The sequence below is a fragment of the Propionispora vibrioides genome (assembly GCF_900110485.1).
Taxonomy (GTDB): Bacteria; Bacillota; Negativicutes; order Propionisporales; family Propionisporaceae; genus Propionispora; species Propionispora vibrioides.
The window spans coordinates 1-16750 of the sequence record NZ_FODY01000036.1 but is presented as its reverse complement, the minus strand read 5'-3'; the positions used below and the strand labels follow the sequence as shown (position 1 = coordinate 16750).

The window sequence follows — 16750 nt, the reverse complement described above, 5'->3', positions numbered from 1 at the left end:
GGGAGCGTTGCGGATAGTTTGAAGACACGCCCTAGACCCTTCACGACTACTTGATTTCCTTCCCCAATTTTCTAGGCCACCGGTCGCCCCATTTATACTTAGGTTTCGTCAGGGGCGGAGGAGGATCCTGTTTCGTGGTTTTTGCATGAACCGTTTTGCTAGTTTTCCCCGTGACAGGTTTCGTCTTCTTATCCGGCGACTGAACGGCAGCAGCCGGTTTTTCGGTTTCAGCCGACGGGTCGGCAGGCAGCTCCTCAGCAGTCGGTAACGGCGGTTCAAACTCAAACGCGGCTGCCGGTTCTGTCACCGGTACAATCAGGTCCTCTTCCCGTTCAGTCAAATCACCGAACTCTCCCGGCATGACCAATTCGTTCTCTGCAGCCGACTCTTCGACAGTCTGGATGACCTCCCGTTCCTCCGGCAGACTCTCCCAATCGGCACAACCGTCGGCGCAGGGCTCCAGGACATGTTTCATAATTCCCTTATCCATCAGCGACAGAACCATTAAAAAGTGCTCAGCCTCCCGGTATACATGATCGGCCAGCTCGGCTGGGATTAGACCAAGCAGGCGGCAATCGACAATCATATCATGGGTAGCCTTTTTAAAATTACGCAGCCGCATAACTGCAGCCCGTACATCCCGTAAGAACCGCCTAAAGGAATTTACTTCCTTGCACAGGTGCATCATGCTGCCAAAATCCCGGCCCTGTAAGTACAGATCATCAAATTCGCGGGCAAACTCCTCGGCCGTGCAGATCAATATCCGCTCGGAGGGGTCCAGAAGATGCACAATGAATTTGGTATGATCGGCCATCAGGCGCAGCCAGAATAACGTTTCTTGCGCTTTGGACGCAGTCGTTAGAGGAATTTTCCCCGACTTCATCTGCTCCAGCAGCATCAAAACATATTCGGCCTCCCGCGCCATGTGGTCAATGAACAGGGGATAACTGTGGCCCTGGATTTTACAAACAAGAATATCTTCGAGCAGACCCCGTTTAAATTTGCAAAAATCCTTTACCGTACATTTTGCATCATTGACCAGTTCGTTAAATTTTTTATCGCTTTGGGCATGCTTGGTCCGTTCCAGCAGCATGGTAAACTCTTCGCAAAAAGCCTGGGCCTCATCGCGCAATTCCGTGCAGCCACAGGGAAGTCCGTTTTTTATAAAGATAGCATGCTCTTTCATAATAGTCAGCCAAAACCTGAGCTCCTCCACGTTCAAGGGCTCCAGCGGCTGGGGAACCGTGCGGGACGATGGTTGACGCGACATAAAAACACTCTCCTATCCGACAAAGTATGGACTATTACAGTGTATGCCGCATCCCGCCCGGATGGTCATGAAAATAATATTTCCGCCCGGTTAATCTTTGTACCTTTAGCACTGAATTTTTCTTCGTATTCGGTCATAATGTTCTCGCTCCGGCCAGGCGCACCCTCGGCGTGAAGATCATAAGTGACATTACGTAACCGCAGGCCGCTCTCCCGGAATTCCTCCAACGAAAAATCAAACAGTGTCCGGTTGTCAGTTTTAAAGTGAAGCTCACCGTCCGTCTTTAGTAGGCTTCTATACTTTTCCAGAAAGCCACGGTACGTGAGCCGCCGTTTGGCATGACGCGCCTTAGGCCAGGGGTCGCAGAAATTGATATAAAACCGGTCTACCTCACCGGGAGCAAAAATGTTGGTAATGCCGTTGATATCAAACACCAGCAGCCTCACATTGGTCAACCCTTTATCGCGAACTTTCCGTGCAGCGTAAAATAGCACATCCTGCTGCGCTTCAATGCCGATAAAATTAATGTCCCGGTGACGCTCGGCCAGTTCAGAAATAAACCGGCCCTTACCGGTTCCCAGTTCCACATAAAGCGGCGCTGTCCGGCCAAATTCCGTCTGCCAGCAGCCGGCCAACTCCTCTAACGGACCAAACCGTACGATATCCTCATAATCTTTGATTGCTTCATCAATCCAGGGCTTTCGCCTGAGTCTCATCTACCGCTCACCTCATCTGTCGCATCTATTACCGCTTATTAGACCTCTTCGAAGAGGTCTAGGGGAACTAGTCTTTTTCTAATCCGTATTTTTTCAGATATCTGTACAAGGTAACCCGGCTGACGTTCAGCATGTTGGCTAAACGGCTGATATTGCCGCCGGCCGATTTCCATGCTTCGATGAATACTTCCCGGTCTTCCTTCCAGGTGGCCGCCGCCAGACTCTTATTGCCCGGCAGGTTGATATTCGCCGGCATGATGGTTTCCCCCGGCGTGTTGAAGAAAGCCTGCTCCACCACACCCTGCAGTTGCTTCACATTGCCCGGCCAGTCGTACGACATCAGGAATTCGGCAGCCTCCGGCGCCAGTTCCTTGGGAGTCATGCGGTGCTGCCCAGCGATTTCAGCCATGATGTGCCGCGCCAGCACCGGAATGTCATCCTTTCTGGCCCGCAACGGCATCATCCGGATAATCGATTTGGAAACTAATTTATACAGGCTTTCCGAAAAAATCCCCTTTTCGCTAAGCCGTTTCAAGTCACTGTCGCAGGCCGCAATAATCCGCACATCAATCGGCCGGAGAACCTCCTCGCCAATGCGGGTCAATCGCCGGTGCTCCAGCGATTCCGCCAGCCTGACCGCCGTATGAAGCGGTAGTTTTTCCACCTCGTCCAAAAAAAGCGTACCGCCATTGGCCAGTTCCAGCTTGCCGGTACGGCTTTCCTCGGCCGAAATATTGACGCCAAACAGTTCATCCTCCAGCATTTCCGGCGGCATATCGCCGCATTTCAGTGTAATCAGCGGACCGCCGGCCCGCGGGCTGGCCTGATGAATGCCATGAGCCAGCCGTTGTTTGCCGGAGCCCGGTTCTCCCTGCAGCAACACCGCTTGCCCGGAGCGGGCGATGCGGGCAGCTTTATCCTTCAAACTGACAAAGGCCTCATCTTCCCCTACCATGCTGGCCAGACTGTACCTGGCAGTATAGCCCACCGCATGGGCCACCATATTCCGCAGATCCTCGATCGGCAGGGAAACTGCCAGGACGCTGTCAACTTCTTTATCCAGCCCATACAAGGGAACCACCGTGGTAATATCCTCGTAGGTCTTGGTGGGTGTAATCCAGGTGACCTCCTTGTTGTAGGAGGGGATGCCCAGAAAGCCCCGGTACAACGGCGTATGACGGTAATTAAGGACGACCTCGTTCAGGCTGGGCCGTTTGTGTGGCGCACCGGCCGCTTCCAGCCGTTCTTCGCCCAGCTTGTTGGCATAAGTAACCTCCCCGCCCGGCTCAATATGGTATACCGCCAAAGGCACGGCATCCAAAATCGCCTGGCAGGCCACCAGTTTAGCCTGCATATCCAGGTGTTTTTCCATCGCATATTTCATGCTGAACATCAGTGCTGCCACTGAGCTATACGGCAAGGCTTCCCGCTCCGCCGAAATCAGAGTCAAAAGATACCGGGTCTGACCGCCCAGAATAATCGGCGCCGAGAAAGCATCTCCGGTCTGGCATTCCTCAATCCACATTTCCGGCCCAAACAGCAGGAACGGAACTTGATGCTCATAGGCAATGCTAATACTCGAGGTACCGATGTCCTCTTCCGTCAGCCTGGCACCGGCTACCTCGCCCGGGGTCTTTTGAAAAAACGGCATGGCATAGCTTTTCAGTACATAGCATTCATGGTCCAGCAGCAATAAACTTAAATTATAACGGGTAAAGTGTTCCTGTACATCCTGATATAGCCCCTGCAAATATTCAATGGCCGTCTGATGACTTTGCTGCCGCTCGGCCAGTTCGGCCTTGCTCAGCCGCGTTAAACTGGGCATGGTTTCATAGGCGATTTGATTGGCCGCACTCCGCTGCCATGATTCCGCCACCCAGGGATGTACATTGGGGTCCATTTTTCCCTCGTGCACAAATTGATGATAATAAGACTCTAATTTCCCCTTGCTCCGCCGCTCACGAATCATAGTAAACCTCCATTACGGTATAATCAATCAATCGGAAAAGGACCGGCCGGCCGCTAAGGAACCGCAGATATAATGAGCCTATCGGCCTGGCGAGAGATTTTTTTGCCTGGCAAGAAAGTAAAGCCGCAGGAAGCTCAGCTATTTCAAGGCTTTGCTGACATACCCAGACGGAAAAAGCTCCGCTAAATTAATCAATGGTTCCCTAAAGAAGCCGAACTGCCTGCGCGATGCGGCCAAGTCCTTCTTCCAGTATTGTTCGCGGACAACCGTAATTTAAACGCATAAAACCTTCTCCTGCCCGGCCAAAGGTCATGCCGTCGTTTAAGCCCACCTTGGCTTCCTGAATAAAAAACTTCTTCAGCCGGGCCTGACTTAGCTGCAATTCCCGGCAATCCAGCCAGGCCAGATAGGTAGCTTCCGGTCGGGACAGGGTAATACCCTCGACCTGACGGGCAAAAAAGTCCACCATATAACGCACATTACCATCCAGGTAAGTGAGCAGCTCGTCCAGCCAGGCCTCCCCCTCTTCAAAGGCAGCAATCAGTGCGGTAATACCAAAGAGATTACCACCATTTAAATCGAGAGCCTCCAGGACGCCGCTAAACCGCTGCCGTAGCTTCTGGTCGGCAATCAGCGCAATCGACGTATACAAGCCGGCTACATTAAATGTTTTACTGGCCGCCATACAAGTGACCGTCAGTCTAGCTACCTCCGGTGACAAGGACGCCATCGGCGTATGAATAGCCCCGGGCAAAACCAGATCGGCATGAATCTCATCAGATACAATGACGATGCCCCGTTCTACGCAAAGCTGCCCCAGTCGCAGCAGTTCCTCCCTGGTCCAGGACCGGCCTACCGGATTATGAGGGTTACACAACAGCAGCAATTTTACCCCGTCCAACTTGCCGGTTAAATCCTCAAAATCCATCTGATACTGTCCGTTGACCAAGCGGAGTGGATTTTCCACCAGTTGCCGGTTATTTTTCGTCACACAACTAAAAAACGGCGGATATACCGGCGGCTGAATGACAATTTTATCACCCGGTTCGGTAAAGGCCAAAATGGCTGTGCTGATAGCCGATACAACGCCGGGATTTCCTAAAATCCACTCGGGCTGAACCTGCCAGCCGTGGCGGTGCTGCAGCCAGTTCTGGATGGCCCGATAAAAGCGCTCCTCCTTATGAGGATAGCCGTAAATTTCATGGGCGGCCCGCTCTTGTACAGCCCTGGCCACCGCCGCCGGCACGGCAAAATCCATATCGGCAATCCACATAGGCAGCACTTCGTCATTACCGAAGAGCTGGCAGGCCGCATCCCATTTACGGCAGTTCGTCCGCCGCCGGTCAATCATCTCATCAAAAATAGCCGACATCGGTATTCCGCCTTTCTGTGGGTTATTTCTTGTAGGCGTCATAAATTTTTTGGTATTCCGGTTGGGCCGGAATTAGTTTATAAATGTAAAGGTGCACCCCATTGGGATCATTGACGACAAAGCTCCGTTCACCCCAGGGTTTTTCCTGAATAGGCTGGTAAATATCCACCCCTTCGGCCGAAAGCCGCCAAAACTCCCGGTCCACATCGTCTACCTCAAAAGAAATAATCAGGCCCTTACCGTTAAAAATCTCGCCCTCCTCCCGCTGGGCCAGCACAAAGCTAATTCCCGCGGTCGGCAGCCCCTTGGCCAACAATTCGATATACCAATCGCTCTCGTATACTACCTCAAAGCCAAAATGCTTAACATAGAAATCTCTTGACTCCTGTAGTTTGTACGTACTGATGGTCGAATCTACCCTTTTGATCTGCATGGCAACTGCCTCCAGTAAAGATGTATTTGCACCGTGATGCTGGCAAAGCCCAACCTTAACAGGTCAGGCTCTGCCGGGATATTATTTTATTCATTATCCGCTTTTTTTTCAACTACTGCCAAGGCTACCACCGTATCGGTTTCGCCGGTACGCATGATCTTAACGCCCTGGGCGTTGCGGCTAAACACCGAAATTGCATCAATTTCCGTACGGATGACAATGCCGTCTCCCGTAATCAGCATGAGTTCCTGACCCGGTTTAACCACCTTAATGCCCACAACATGCCCTGTCTTTTCCGTCACCTTAATGTTAATGACGCCTTTGCCGCCCCGGGACTGGTTGCGGTACTCCGCCAGCGGCGTCCGTTTGCCATAACCCTCGGAGGTAACGGTCAGCAGTTCTCCGTCCTTTTTGACGGTGTCCATGCCCACTACACTATCACCGTCATGCAGCGTAATCCCTTTGACGCCGTGGGCCGTCCGGCCCATGGCCCGGACATTGGTTTCCGGGAAATAGATGGCCAGACCGTCCTTGGTGCCGATAATGACATAATGCTCACCGCCGGTGAGTTTTACACCGATCAAATCATCGTCATCGTCCAGGTTGATAGCAATCAATCCACCCTTGCGGGTTGTATCAAATTCCATCAACTCGGTTTTCTTGACGATGCCCTTACGGGTGACCATCAGTAAGAACTTTCGTTCAGAAAATTCCTTAATCGGAATGACGGCCGTAACCTTCTCATTCGGCTCTAAAGCCAGCATATTGACGATGGCTGTGCCCTTGGCCGTACGGCTGGCTTCCGGGATTTCATAGCCTTTCAACTGATACACCCGGCCCCGGCTGGTAAAGAAGAGCACATTGTTATGAGTCGTGGTCACAAACAGATGCTCCACGAAGTCCTCTTCCTTGGTGCCCATACCGGTTACCCCCTTGCCGCCCCGCTTCTGACTGCGGTAGGTGTCCACCGGCAGCCGCTTGATATAGCCGCCATGGGTCAAGGTCAGGACAATATCTTCCTCGGCAATGAGATCTTCCATATTCAGTTCGGAAACATCGGTGGTAATCACCGTGCGCCGTTCATCGGCAAACCGTTTTCTTACATCCAGCAGTTCTTCTTTAATAATCGCCAGAACTTTATGCTCATCGGCCAATACCGACTCCAGCCATTCGATGGTTTCCAAAATATCCTTGTACTCCTGCTCGATCTTTTCCCGTTCCAGGCCGGTCAAGCGTTGGAGTCTTAAGTCCAGAATAGCCTGGGCCTGCTTTTCGCTTAAGTCAAAGCCGGTCATCAGCGCTTCCTTGGCGATGTCCACCGTCTTAGACTGGCGAATAGTCGTAATAACCGCATCCAGGTGATCCAGGGCGATTTTCAGCCCTTCCAGGATATGCGCCCTCGCCTTGGCTTTAGCCAGTTCAAACCGTGTCCGCCGGACAATGACTTCTTTTTGATGTTCCAGATAGTGCCAGAGTATTTCCTGCAAATTCATAATCCGCGGCCGTCTGTCGACAAGGGCCAGCATGATGATGCCGAAGGTTTCCTGGAGCTGCGTATGCTTGTACAACTGATTAAGCAAAATATCGGCATTTACATCCCGCCGCAGTTCGATAACGATCCGCATCCCTTTCCGGTCACTTTCATCCCGCAGATCGGTAACCCCGTCAATCACTTTGTCGCGAACCAACTCGGCAATCTTCTCCACCAGTCTGGCCTTATTCACCTGATAGGGAATCTCGGTAACCAAAATCCGGTTTTTCCCGTTGGCCATTTTCTCAATCCGGCACTGGGCCCGCATTTTTACGCCGCCCCGGCCGGTTGTATAGGCCTGGCGGATTCCCTCACGGCCTAAGATCAAGGCGCCCGTCGGAAAGTCCGGCCCCTTGATCGCCATCATCAGTTCATTGATGGTTACCTCGGGGTTATCAATCATCATAATCAGTCCGTCCACCACTTCGCCCAGGTTATGGGGCGGTATGTTGGTGGCCATGCCGACCGCGATCCCCGCCGACCCGTTCACTAACAGGTTAGGAATCTTAGACGGCAGAACGGTAGGCTCCTTTAACGACTCATCATAGTTCGGAGCAAAATCGACCGTATCCCGCTCAATATCCTCCAGCATGGACTCGGCCACCCGCGACATGCGCACCTCAGTATACCGCATCGCCGCCGCCGAGTCACCGTCAATCGAACCGAAGTTACCATGCCCGTCCACCAGCAAATAGCGGATGGAAAAGTCCTGCGCCATCCGTACCGTCGCATCGTATACCGAAGAATCACCGTGTGGATGATACTTACCCAATACTTCCCCAACAATACGGGCCGATTTTTTATACGGTTTGTTCGGCGCCATTCCGGCCTCATGCATCGCGTATAAAATGCGGCGGTGAACCGGTTTCAAACCATCCCGGACATCCGGCAGCGCCCGCATAACAATAACGCTCATCGCGTAATCGATATAGGAATTTTTCATTTCATCTTCAATACGTACCGGCAAAACCTTGCCTAATCCAAAATCCACATTCTCACCTCGACATCGCTCAGTGTGCTAACACTTTATTATACCATATATTTCCCCATAAGGACAAAAAAAACCTCCTGTCGCCTGCGATTTTCCTGGTAACCAAGCGACGCTCCCTTGCATACTATAGCACGAAAAACAAGTAGCACAATCATCCTGACACATCCGGGAGGCTACAGTATGAACATATTTTATGTACTGCTATTGGCCACGGCCCTGAGTCTGGACGGCTTTGTTGCCGGTTTGGCCTATGGCTTGAAAAATATCCGCATACCGCCGGTATCCCTCCTGATTGTAGGCAGCATCACTGCCGTCTCCACTGTGGCCGCCGTTTTCTGCGCCGCTTATGTCGGCGACTTTATGAACCCCCATTTCGCCGTCGTGGCCGGAGCTTTACTGCTCATCCTAATCGGACTCTGCAGCCTGTTCCAGGAATATCTGACCAAAGACGTAAAGTCCTATGAAAATAGTCAGGAGCCTACGGCGCGAAAGCTCACCATCTCCATCGGCCGCATTGTCATCAGTATCATGGCTCAGCCGGAAACTGCCGATTTGGATCATTCCAGCCGCATCAATGCGCTGGAAGCGGTTTTCCTGGGTCTGGCCTTGGGTATCGACAATATGGTGGCCACCTTCGCCGCCGCTCTGATGAATTCGCTGCCTGCCTACACGCCGCTGCTGATGGGCTGCGTCCAAATGGGTGCCCTCCTGCTGGGTCTGGCCTCCTGCCAACGGCTTGTCTCCCCTGCTTTGAAAAGCCGTTTCCCCTACCTGCCCGGCATTATTTTAATTCTGCTCGGCCTGCTCCGTCTGAGCTGACGCATCTCACGGCCGAGCAACAGCAAACAACGAGACTGCCCTTTACTGAACCTGGCAGCCTCGTTGTTTTTATGATCCGCTCTGTCTATATCCTCATGCACTGCTGCTCCAGGGAATCGTTGATTTAGTAATTTAGTCGGCCTGATGCGGGATTCTTCCGCCTGGCAAGAAAGGAATATCCAAAGATAGGCTATTTCAAAGGTTTGGCTGACACAGCCCGGCAGCAAAAGATTCTTCAGACCGCGCGCTGCGAATAAAGCAGTGGTTCCTTAAATATCATCGATCAGCGATACCACCTTATCCTCACTGCAAATCAGCCGTTTCGCCTTGCCACTCAACTGCGTCTTCAGACTCACCCGGCCGCCCCATAAATCAACAACATATTTCAGCGTCTCCCTGGCATAGGTAATATCCAGCTCCCAGCCCTCAAAAACATGTTCGAGGACAAGCTGGTCCCGTTCCACCGCCAACGGAACAACACAAGGAATAGAGCCCAGTCCCACTCCTTTAACCAGATCGTCCCGCACCGTCTTCCAGCCTTCCTCGTCGCCAACCTCTTTAACAACAATGTCGTTGCCCCGTACGGTATAGGAGAACAGGCAAAGCTTTTCGCATAATTCCCGGGTCAGGTACCGTCGCAGAAACGACTGATCCCGTTCCTGTGTCCGGACCTGAAAAATATAGTCCAACCCATAGGTTTCCTCTAAATAAGTGAAAATATTAAACCCGAGAAAATAGGGATTGATCCGGTTGGCATGGGGCCGCACCACCAGATTGTGACGCTGGAGAAATTCCCAATGCAGACTTTGCGGCAACGCCAGCCGGTTTAACAATTTGTAGTGCCAGAAGCTGGCCCAGCCCTCATTCATGATCTTGGTCTCCAATTGAGGTAAAAAATAGAAGGTTTCATCCCGGACTATGTAGACCAGGTTCCGTTCCCACTCGGTCAGCTTGCCCCGTTCCGCCAAAAACGTTAGCAGGTCATTCTTTAAACGGTCCGGAATATCCTGTTCACTTTCCTTTGTCAGTTGCTCCCTGTCGTGCTTTTGCTCTCTTTTGCCAAAACGCTGCAGTTGGTAGCGCAGCGCATGAGCGGCATCAAGAATCCGCTCCACCCGGTCCGGTCCGATAGAGGGATCGGCCATATAGCCGCGTACCCGGTCAGCGTGATTCTTAAACAATTCCACCGTAAGCTCGGCCCGGGTATATTCCTTAAACAAGCGGTTGTTCTTAAAGAAATCATTGTGCCCATATACATGGGCCATTGTCAAAACCTGCAGCGCCAGCGTATTGTCCCGCATTAAATAGGCCAGGCAGGGATCGGAATTTATCACCATTTCATAGGGAAGGCCCACCAGATTATATTGATAAAAAGTCCGCTGCCGTTCATACATCTTGCCGAAACTCCAGTGGGGATAGTGGGAAGGCATGCCGGCATATGCTTCGTAACACAGCATATCTTCATAATCGCATATTTCAAAAAACTGCTCGTAGCACTCCAGGCCGGCCGACCGGACCAGTTCTTCAATCCGGTCCCCCCACGCCTCCAGCTCGCGCAGCGTGTAATCATTCATGCTCCTTCCCTCCAGCCGTCGCATGTTTATCCAATATTTTTTTAAAAGCCGGCCAAATGTCTTCTTTTTTGCTCATAGTTGCCATCACAAAATTCGGCTCCTGCATGGCCCGCTCAAAATCCCGGCGAATGGTAACGTTCCAGCTTTGCGTGAAGGTAATTTCACCGTAACCGAATAAGTTGCACACCCCGCACAAATCTTTGGCCAGTCCGATGGCCCGGTTATTGTCGTCGCCCCAATTGTCACCGTCAGAGCAATGGAAGGCATAGATATTCCACACTGCCGGATTATACCTTGCCTCAATGACCTCCAGTGCTTTGGCGTAGCCGCTGCTGATAACCGTCCCGCCCGACTCGCCGCGATGAAAAAACTCCCATTCGTTTACTTCCTTGGCCTCCGTGGTGTGGGCGATGAACACCACCTCCACCTGTTCATACTTCCAGCGGACAAACTGATACAGCAGAAAATAAAAACTGCGAGCCAGATACTTCTTGGTCTGGTCCATCGAACCGGACGTATCCATAATACAAATGACCACCGCGTTGGAGCGCCGCTTATGCTCCTCCTTTACCCGGTGATATCTAAGATCCTCGGTCCGGAAAGGAATACGCTGAGGTATCGCTTGTTCCGCTCCAGCCGTTTGATTGCGCCGGTAACTTTGCTTGCGCTTTATTTTTTCAATAACGGTGCGCTTTTTCGCCAGCCGCGGCGGGATGCCCTTCGGCTGATAGCCGCTGCGCTTTATCCGGCATTCATCCTCAATAAGGCCGTACTTCTTCTTGTCGATATCCGGTAGCTGCAGTTCATTGAACATATAACCGATAATTTCATCCATGGTAATTTCCGTTTCGTAAATTTCCTCACCGGGATCACTGCCCCCCGGCCCGCCACTGGCCGTTCCGTTTTGTCCCACCACTTTGCCGATGACCTGCCCCTTCTTTTCCTGACCGTCCCCCGACGCGCCACCGTCATTGCCTTTTCCATAGATAAACTGATACTCTTTAATGCTCTTGACCGGTATTTTGATTTTTTTATCCTTGCTCTGCCCAATAATACTTTCCTCCGCAATAATATCGCCCAGGTTCCTTCTAATGGCATCCTCCATCAGTTTCCGGTGGCGCTTGCGATCCCATGCGGACCGGTCAGAATGACCGGTCCCCCCGTCCTTGAATACCGCCATCGTCCTTCACTCCGTTTCAGCAGCCAGCATTGCTGCTAGTACCTTGTCAGCCTTAATCCAGTGAATACTGGCGGTCTATTTTCCGCACCGCTTCGTTGTCGTCAGTCAGCATACTAACGGTATGACTCCTTCCTTCGCCTCGCGCTGCGAAAAATAGCCACGCCATCCTCCTACTGTTTTAAAACTGACAAGGTACTAATCCTTCCACAAATTATTGGCCGCATATTTTAAAATCACATTGCAGCAGTGATCACAATAGCCGTTCTGTTTCATTTCCTCGACCATGGCATTATACTTGCTGTCTTGTTCTTTATCTCTGACCCTGGCTTTGGTGACCACCCGTGACAACTCTTTAACCGAAAAAGTCAGCTTCTTCTCAATGGCTTCCTTGAGTGGTTCATAGCTTTTATAGTCCAGCCGTCCGCCACTACGCAAAATGGAAAACATATAGGAAGTAACGTCCTGCCGGAAGCCCAGCGCCGCCGTACCGCTAATGCCAATCTGCTCTTCGATGGACTGCAGGAACTTGATATCCGGTTCCAGCTCTTCCCCGGTGTTTGGATCCTTCAGCTTGGTGACATTGACAAAGGCTTCGGCATGGTCAAGATAGTTGTTGAACAGACTCTCCGCCTGCTCCTGGTAACCATGAATGAAAGCTCTGGTTACCTCCTTTTCGATAATCAGATTGTACTCTTTCTTAATCGTATCCTGCAAAAAGCCCAGATAGCGTTTTCTCTCATCCTCGTTAACAGCCATTTCCTTGGTGGCTTTCACCATGGTATCCAAAATAGCCAAGGGATTGATACAATTGTTTTCCGATTCAGACAATGCCGTATCCAGCGCCTTCATGATGAAACGCGTGGAAATTCCGCTCATCCCTTCCCGCTGTGCCTCTTCCCTCAGCTCGAAGATATCCACCTTTTTAGTCGAGCCCTTTTCTACAATTTCTTCTCCGTTGTAGATTTTCAGCTTGGTCAGAGGGTCCACCTTGGCCGATGGCGCCAGACGGGACAAAATGGCAAACATCGAGGCCATTTCGATGGTATGTGGCGCTATATGAGCATCAAAATTGCTGTTTCTCAGGACTTTTCGGTAGATTTTCACTTCCTCATCCAACTGCAGGCAATAGGGCACCTCTACTTTGACAATCCGGTCCAAAATCGCTTCATTAGTATGGTCGGATTTAAACTTATTCCACTCCGCCTCATTGGAATGGGCCAAAATAATGCCGTCAAAGTAAATCATCGCTCCCTTGCCCGGTGAGGGAATGGACTTTTCCTGTGTGGCCGTAATCATGGCGTGCAAATACTCGACTTCATTCTTAAATACCTCAATAAATTCCACAATGCCCCGGTTGCCGGCATTAAACGCCCCATTTAACGACAGTACCCGTGGATCATCCTCCGGGTATAAATCCAGCTTGGAAATATCCACCGAGCCGATCAGCACCGACGTATCCTGATTGTTCGGATCTACTGGCGGTACTACGCCGATCCCTTTGCGGGAACGTATTGAAAACCCGGCCGTCGTAACCGGAAAGCGTTCATATTCCCCGCCAAATTCGTGTTTCAGACGATAGCGGCATACCGGGCACAAATCGCCTTCCACCTTGATGCCCAGCTCCCGTTCAAAGACAGGTCGCAGGTGTTTTGGAATCAGGTGCAGCGGCATTTCCCGCATCGGGCAGCCCTGCAACACGTAAATATCCGGGCTTGCTTCCAAAGCCCGTTTTAGCGCCTCCATGATCGACGACTTACCGGCGCCGACCGGTCCAACCAAATACAGCACCTGACGCGACTCTTCCCCCTTCATGGCTGCCGCGTGGAAATAACGCATGATTTTCATAATACTGTTGTCAATGCCAAAAAAATCATGTTTAAAAAATTCATATTGCTTAATGGTTTCATTGCCATAGATGCGCTTTAAGTGTGGATGCTCCTCCGTCTTGATTGTCTCCACGCCGGGCTCCACCAGGAGATTGAACATGCGCTGATGGGCCAGCATTGAATGGTGCTTGGGATTTTCGGCAACCAGCTTTAAATATTCCAGAAACGTTCCGGTAAACGGTACATACTGCCGTTCTTCCCGGTCTTTTTTGATCAGCGTCGCAAAATTAAAATCAACCACAGAAGTACCCTCCTCATCCTGATTGAGTCTCTATGCGGCAAAGTAGAATGCTAACACATAGCCATACTACAATGTATTACCGTTTTGCCCGATTTAGGATAGTCATCTTATTAATTAGCGGAGAAAAGGGCGGGCAACCATTCCGGCAGGACCTTGCCGGGTTTTCTGTGACGGACATGCTTGTCTGACTGCAAAAAAAAGAGGCCTCCCGGCCCGCGGGAAACCTTCTTGCTGTCATATTCTCTTGATTAATCAGTGCGCCACATCCCAAATTTGCTTACCAATGAGCAGCAGCGACATAAAAATAAACACCGGCTTGACAAAAGCCGCCCCATTTTTAATCGCCACACGCGAACCGGCCAGTGCGCCCAGAATCATTGCCAAGCCCATTACAATGCCATAGGAATACCGAATGGAGCCAAAATAGGCAAAGGCAATGACGGCGGCGATGTTGCTGGCAAAATTTAAAGCCTTGGCATTTCCCGCCGCTACAACAAAATCAAACCCCAGCATGAGAAAGGCAAAAATCAAAAACGACCCTGTGCCGGGACCGAAAAAACCGTCATAAAAGCCCAGCAACCCAGCGGCTGCACCGCTGAGCCAGAGCGTCTTCGCCGTGATACCGCCATAGGTAGAGATATCGCCCCAGTCCTTACGCAGCAAGGTATATACCGTCACCACCACCAGCAGTACAACAACCAACGGTTTCAAAAAATGAGGCGGAATATGCTGTACCGTATAGACACCCAGTATGGACCCAAAGAAGTCAATAAAAAAAAGATATTTGATTAACTTAAAATTTACTTTCCCCGAAAACATAAAAGAAAGTGTACTGGTAAAACTGCCCATGACGCTGGCCATTTTATTCGTCCCCAGCGCCAGTCCGGGCGGCATACCGGTAAGCAGCAATGCCGGCAGCGAAATCAGGCCGCCACCGCCCACCACGGAATCAACAAAGGCGGCGCAAAAACCGGCGGCCAATAAAAACAATAACATCTGTGGGTCAATAAATTCCATGTGCCACTCTCCCAACTTTTAAAAAATAAAAATGACGCCGTCAAGCGACGTCATTAGTTGTTGCGACCAAGCAAGATTCATTGACAAAATTGCCCAGACACTAGCCTCAAGCAATTATGCTTCGACTACGGTAACCTTGTTCATCTTATCGCCCGGTTGTATCTGGTCAACCACATCCATGCCTTCAATTACTTTGCCAAAGACAGTATGTACGCCATCCAAATGGGGCTGCGGTTCGTATACGATAAAGAACTGACTGCCACCCGTATTCGGACCGCGGTGCGCCATCGACAAAGAACCACGTTCATGCCGTTTGGGATTTCCCTTGGTTTCACAGGGAATAGTATAGCCAGGGCCGCCGGTACCGTTGCCGTTAGGGCAACCTCCCTGAGCCACGAAACCTTTAATTACGCGATGGAAAGTCAAACCGTCATAAAATTCTTCATTAATCAGCTTCTCAAAATTAGCCACGGTTTTAGGTGCGTCGCCCTCAAACAGTTCAATCACAATTTGACCGGCATCCATTTCAATGATTGCTTTTTTCAAACATATCCCTCACTTTGATTCATCACTGTGTTTCTTTATTATTATACCATTATAGGGGAAGTTTCATAGCATTTTTTGCAACTATCTGTTGTTGCAATATCTCTTACTACTCTTTTTACATAAGACGGGGATAGTTTTCAAACTAGATAAGTAACTATTCTACGATAAGTGCCAGAAAGCAGTAAATAAACTACTGTCATTCGGTAGAGTTGTACTTTAACATAAGCGTAAGTCAGCGATAGTGTTGGCGCGTTGTTATGATACAACCCTCACCGGCTTATCTTGATGAGATAACCTGCCTCCAACCATCTATTCCCCTTTTTGTCATGATACAAAAAGGGGCAAAAAAATCTAGGCCTACACTCCAAAAGACTTGCAAGAAGCGGCACCTTCCTAAAATCCAACCTCTCCAGCCTTTCTTGATGAGATAAACTGACTCCAACCGTTTGATTCCCCTTTTGTCATGATACAAAAGGGGAGCAAAAAATCTAGGCCTGACACTCCAAAAGGCTTGCCGGAAGGGGAACTTTCCTAAAATCCGAAACTCGCTTCGCTCAAACAAGCGGATTTCTTAACGGAAGCTTCCCCTTCCGGCATCCTGCGGACCGCCTTTTTCCGTAACGGCCGTAAGGAACGACACAAGCCGATGAATTTTATGGCTATAAGTAAAACTATTCTACAATAAAGCGCTAGAAAGCAGTAAATAAGCTACTGCCACCCGGTGGGGGTCGTATCTTAACATAAGCGTAAGTCAGCGACAGCGCTCCTGCATTGTTATGGTACGACCCTCGCCGGTCTTTCTTGATGTGTTAACCAGTCTCAAAGCACAACAAAAAAACACCCACCAAGGTGAGTGTCTTTCTCTTAACCAGCAACTATCTATCCTCCCGGGCCGTTTCCAACCAAGTACTTTCGACGTATGTGGGCTTAACTACTGTGTTCGGTATGGGAACAGGTGGGACCCCACAGCTATCGTCACTGGATATCCGATTGTTGATCATGCCCCATCTGCTTCGTTGTCGCTCCGGGCGATCCTTCCGCGTACTTACCAGTACAGCTCCCGTCTCGTCCTCGCTCCGCCTTGCATCTGTAGCATGCTGAACAATCTATATATTTGTTCAGGTGAATTCTCCCTTACGGGCTTCATTCCCTGAAAACTTCACAGAAGAAAGTGCACATTGATCTAGAGAACACATCACTTATCC

At 50.6% G+C, this 16750-nt stretch carries 12 protein-coding genes and 1 rRNA gene; 1 reads left to right on the top strand and 12 read right to left on the bottom strand.

Going from position 1 to position 16750, the window contains the following annotated elements; all coding sequences use genetic code 11:
* Nucleotides 1-46 precede the first annotated feature (46 nt).
* The 6 genes from BMW43_RS19375 to gyrA form a co-directional block, all read right to left on the bottom strand.
* Nucleotides 47-1270 (bottom strand): DUF2935 domain-containing protein, encoded by a 1224-nt coding sequence (locus tag BMW43_RS19375; protein ID WP_091751768.1) that lies wholly within the window; start codon nt 1268-1270, stop codon nt 47-49.
* Between the two features lie 65 nt (nt 1271-1335).
* Nucleotides 1336-1986, bottom strand: a complete 651-nt coding sequence (gene trmB / locus BMW43_RS19370; RefSeq protein WP_091751765.1) for a tRNA (guanosine(46)-N7)-methyltransferase TrmB — start codon at nt 1984-1986, stop codon at nt 1336-1338.
* Between the two features lie 67 nt (nt 1987-2053).
* On the bottom strand, nt 2054-3955 hold the full coding sequence (locus BMW43_RS19365; RefSeq protein WP_091751762.1) for a sigma-54-dependent Fis family transcriptional regulator: 1902 nt from the start codon (nt 3953-3955) through the stop codon (nt 2054-2056).
* Nucleotides 3956-4157: 202 nt separating this feature from the next.
* The gene (locus BMW43_RS19360) at nt 4158-5327 is read right to left on the bottom strand and encodes a MalY/PatB family protein (protein ID WP_091751759.1); all 1170 of its coding nucleotides are present in this window, start codon (nt 5325-5327) and stop codon (nt 4158-4160) included.
* Between the two features lie 22 nt (nt 5328-5349).
* The gene (locus BMW43_RS19355) at nt 5350-5760 is read right to left on the bottom strand and encodes a VOC family protein (RefSeq protein ID WP_091751756.1); all 411 of its coding nucleotides are present in this window, start codon (nt 5758-5760) and stop codon (nt 5350-5352) included.
* A gap of 86 nt (nt 5761-5846) precedes the next feature.
* The gene (gene gyrA / locus BMW43_RS19350) at nt 5847-8282 is read right to left on the bottom strand and encodes a DNA gyrase subunit A (RefSeq protein WP_091751753.1); all 2436 of its coding nucleotides are present in this window, start codon (nt 8280-8282) and stop codon (nt 5847-5849) included.
* A 180-nt stretch (nt 8283-8462) separates the two neighbouring features.
* Between gyrA and ytaF the strand changes: the two genes are divergently transcribed.
* On the top strand, nt 8463-9101 hold the full coding sequence (gene ytaF, locus BMW43_RS19345) for a sporulation membrane protein YtaF (protein WP_091751750.1): 639 nt from the start codon (nt 8463-8465) through the stop codon (nt 9099-9101).
* Between the two features lie 269 nt (nt 9102-9370).
* Here the strand turns inward: ytaF and BMW43_RS19340 are convergent, their stop codons facing one another.
* From BMW43_RS19340 to rrf, 6 genes are all read right to left on the bottom strand, one after another.
* Nucleotides 9371-10675 (bottom strand): SpoVR family protein, encoded by a 1305-nt coding sequence (locus BMW43_RS19340; RefSeq protein ID WP_091751747.1) that lies wholly within the window; start codon nt 10673-10675, stop codon nt 9371-9373.
* Nucleotides 10668-11855: a sporulation protein YhbH gene (yhbH, locus tag BMW43_RS19335; protein ID WP_091751744.1), complete on the bottom strand. Its 1188-nt coding sequence runs from the start codon at nt 11853-11855 to the stop codon at nt 10668-10670. The genes BMW43_RS19340 and yhbH overlap by 8 nt, the downstream gene beginning before the upstream one ends.
* A gap of 195 nt (nt 11856-12050) precedes the next feature.
* The gene (locus BMW43_RS19330) at nt 12051-13982 is read right to left on the bottom strand and encodes a PrkA family serine protein kinase (RefSeq protein ID WP_091751741.1); all 1932 of its coding nucleotides are present in this window, start codon (nt 13980-13982) and stop codon (nt 12051-12053) included.
* 252 nt (nt 13983-14234) lie between these two features.
* On the bottom strand, nt 14235-14999 hold the full coding sequence (locus BMW43_RS19325; RefSeq protein WP_091751738.1) for a TSUP family transporter: 765 nt from the start codon (nt 14997-14999) through the stop codon (nt 14235-14237).
* 114 nt (nt 15000-15113) lie between these two features.
* Nucleotides 15114-15545 carry a peptidylprolyl isomerase gene (locus BMW43_RS19320; protein WP_091751735.1) on the bottom strand — a complete coding sequence of 144 codons (432 nt, stop codon included), beginning with the start codon at nt 15543-15545 and terminating at the stop codon, nt 15114-15116.
* An 866-nt stretch (nt 15546-16411) separates the two neighbouring features.
* Nucleotides 16412-16528: ribosomal RNA gene (gene rrf / locus BMW43_RS19315) — 5S ribosomal RNA — on the bottom strand.
* Between the last annotated feature and the right edge of the window lie 222 nt (nt 16529-16750).

Bases quoted from the DNA above. Each gene is read 5' to 3' on its own strand.
- BMW43_RS19375 (WP_091751768.1), bottom strand. From the start codon at position 1,270: ATGTCGCGTCAACCATCGTCCCGCACGGTTCCCCAGCCGCTGGAGCCC.
- trmB (WP_091751765.1), bottom strand. From the start codon at position 1,986: ATGAGACTCAGGCGAAAGCCCTGGATTGATGAAGCAATCAAAGATTAT.
- BMW43_RS19365 (WP_091751762.1), bottom strand. From the start codon at position 3,955: ATGATTCGTGAGCGGCGGAGCAAGGGGAAATTAGAGTCTTATTATCAT.
- BMW43_RS19360 (WP_091751759.1), bottom strand. From the start codon at position 5,327: ATGTCGGCTATTTTTGATGAGATGATTGACCGGCGGCGGACGAACTGC.
- BMW43_RS19355 (WP_091751756.1), bottom strand. From the start codon at position 5,760: ATGCAGATCAAAAGGGTAGATTCGACCATCAGTACGTACAAACTACAG.
- ytaF (WP_091751750.1), top strand. From the start codon at position 8,463: ATGAACATATTTTATGTACTGCTATTGGCCACGGCCCTGAGTCTGGAC.
- BMW43_RS19340 (WP_091751747.1), bottom strand. From the start codon at position 10,675: ATGAATGATTACACGCTGCGCGAGCTGGAGGCGTGGGGGGACCGGATT.
- yhbH (WP_091751744.1), bottom strand. From the start codon at position 11,855: ATGGCGGTATTCAAGGACGGGGGGACCGGTCATTCTGACCGGTCCGCA.
- BMW43_RS19325 (WP_091751738.1), bottom strand. From the start codon at position 14,999: ATGGAATTTATTGACCCACAGATGTTATTGTTTTTATTGGCCGCCGGT.